Source organism: Streptomyces sp. NPDC002588 (assembly GCF_040295925.1).
Taxonomy (GTDB): Bacteria; Actinomycetota; Actinomycetes; order Streptomycetales; family Streptomycetaceae; genus Streptomyces.
Genome location: NZ_JBEOWF010000111.1, coordinates 1 through 2,392 on the forward strand (window position 1 = coordinate 1; position 2,392 = coordinate 2,392).

2 protein-coding genes and 2 pseudogenes are annotated in these 2,392 nt (G+C 67.0%); 3 read left to right on the forward strand and 1 reads right to left on the reverse strand.

What is annotated here, in order from left to right; genetic code table 11:
* Positions 1 to 773 (forward strand): chymotrypsin family serine protease (locus tag ABT057_RS48970; protein ID WP_502974101.1); only part of this gene is annotated, 773 nt, incomplete at its 5' end.
* A 262-nt stretch (positions 774 to 1,035) separates the two neighbouring features.
* Positions 1,036 to 1,638, forward strand: a pseudogene (locus tag ABT057_RS48975) (IS256 family transposase); the annotation flags it as partial.
* A gap of 6 nt (positions 1,639 to 1,644) precedes the next feature.
* On the opposite strand, the gene ABT057_RS48980 reads toward ABT057_RS48975, so the two are convergent.
* Positions 1,645 to 2,049 (reverse strand): helix-turn-helix domain-containing protein, encoded by a 405-nt coding sequence (locus tag ABT057_RS48980; protein WP_352351886.1) that lies wholly within the window; start codon positions 2,047 to 2,049, stop codon positions 1,645 to 1,647.
* Between the two features lie 89 nt (positions 2,050 to 2,138).
* Here ABT057_RS48980 and ABT057_RS48985 point away from each other — a divergent pair.
* A pseudogene (locus ABT057_RS48985) lies at positions 2,139 to 2,392 on the forward strand (hypothetical protein); the annotation flags it as partial.

Genomic DNA, 2,392 nt, shown 5'->3' on the forward strand with positions numbered 1-2,392 from the left:
GCACCACCGACAAGGTGTCACTGATCACCGACGCGCCCCTGTCCGACCTCGGCAAACTGCTCGACACCTACCCGGGCGCCATCGAGGTCAAGCAGGAACGGTTCGAGTTGCAGTCCACCCGGTTCAACGACACGTCCCCCTTCTCCGGAGGCGCCTCGATAACCAACGGCGGGGCTACCTGCACCTCCGGCTTCGCCGTACACAACCGCACACGCGCCAGCGACCAGTACATGGTGACCGCGGCTCACTGCTTCCCCAACGGCAACGTCGTCTGGAGCGGGCGGGTGGGCGGCCCGACGCTCGGTGTCGTCCGGTTCAGGTTCGCCGACAACGACTTCGAGCTCATCGGCAACGGAAGCTACACGCACAACATCTACACCGGCGGCACCCACGACAGCACCGCGACGCACTTCATCTACACCACGCGGACGGCACGCGTCGGCGTCAAGGTGTGCGTGAGCGGACAGACCACCTTCAACCACTGCGGCCACAAGATCACCAACGACAGGTTCAGCATCTCCAGCCCCAATTCGGCCTTCGGCATCTCCAACGGCAACGGGTTCCTGTTCGCACGCGGCGGAACCAACAACCCCTGCTACTGCAACGGGCAGATGACGACGCACGGCGACTCCGGTGCCCCCATCTACGAACCGGACACGACCGACAGCGGAGCCATGCTCGTCGGTCTCAACCATGGCGCCATCGGGGGCCAGATGATCGGCGTGAAGGTGAACGCCATTCTGAACGAGTCGGGCACCGCGCTCACGACCTGACCGGCAGCGCCCGCGAGGACGGCGGCAGGCGGAACATCTCCGCCCGCCGCCGTCACCGTGCCCGCCGGTCGAAGCCGACGGGCCTCACGATTCCTCCTTGCCGTCGTCGGCGCCCGACCAGGAGATCCGGGAGCCGTGCGCCCCACGCCGCAAGGTCGTCCGCTATCGAGTCGATCCAGACCGAGTAGGTCGCGCGCCGCATCACGATCCGGTCTCAGGGTCTTGCGTCATCCGTGTGTAATCGTTTCCAATCCTCGCCGGCTGGCTGGCCTTCCTGCGCTCCCTGGTCGCGCGGGGTCTGTCCGGCGTCCAGCTGGTCGTCTCCGACGCCCATGCAGGCCTGGTCAACGCGATCGGTGCTGTGTTGCCCGGCGCTTCGTGGCAGCGCTGCCGCACTCACTACGCCCGTGCGTTGCTGAGCCAGGTGCCCAAGTCCGCCCAGCCGTGGGTGGCCACGCTGCTGCGGACCGTCTTCGAACAGCCCGACACCGACGCCGTCCAGGCCCAGATGCGGCACGTGCTGGACGCCCTGGAAGCCAAGTTCCCCAATGCAGCAGCCCACTTGGACACCGCGCAGCACGATCTTCTGGCGTTCACTGCGTTCACTGCGTTCACTGCGTTCACTGCGTTCCCGCGCGAGAGCTGGCGGCAGATCTGGTCCAACAACCCGCAAGAGCGGCTGAACAAGGAGATCAGGCGTCGCACCGACGTCGTCGGCATCTTCCCCGACCGCACCGCCCTGATCCGCCTGGTCGGCGCGGTCCTGGCCGAGCAGAACGACGAATGGACCGAGGCCCGCCGCTACATGGGACTCGACCTGCCGGCCAAGGCCCGCCTCCACCCGATCGAGTCAGATACCGACGAGACCGCCCTACCCATCATCGGGACGCGGTGCCGGAATGAGGACCTGGCGGCCGTCGCGGACGATCACGTGAGCCGTGCTGCGGTGCTCTGCAAGCCTGCCGAGCGCCGCCCGATACATCGCCCGCTCGGCTGCGTGGTACGTCTTTCGGCTTGAAGAGAGGCCTGCGGTTCCGTGGTGGGAGGCGATCTCGTCCCAACCACGTGAGGGAACGACTTCTGCTTCGGTAAGAGCCCCCAGAAGCCTTCCAAGGCGCCGGGGGGCCAGGATCCAGATCTCGCCGACGTGGTGCACGAGACCGTGACTTACTAGGCGGTGGAGAGTCCGGTAGACGGTTGCGCGAGAGACAGACGAGGTGATGACGAGTTCGCCGACAGTCTGAGCTGGGCGTGAGTGCAGGGCCCCAATGATCATCAGTGCGGAGCTTTCCAGCGCGCGGTGAGCGAAGGCATCGTGGGCCCTCAAGCGGCTGATGACGGTGGAGTCGAGCGCAGTTCGATGTCGTGTACGAGGAGATCGAGGCCGCTGTGCCCGACCTGGCCGCCCGGCCCGTCCTCGCGGCGAAGGCGATGCTGTCCTTGGCGGTACCGCGGGGACCGTGGCCCGTGCGCTCCCACCTGCGGGACTTCGCGCGCCGTGCGACCGCGGCGCTCGGAGGCCGCGTGGACATCCTCGTCAACAATGCGGGCATCTTCCCCGTCGGTCCCACCGACAGCCTCGGAGACGAGGCGGTGGAGGCGCTCCTGGCGACCAACAT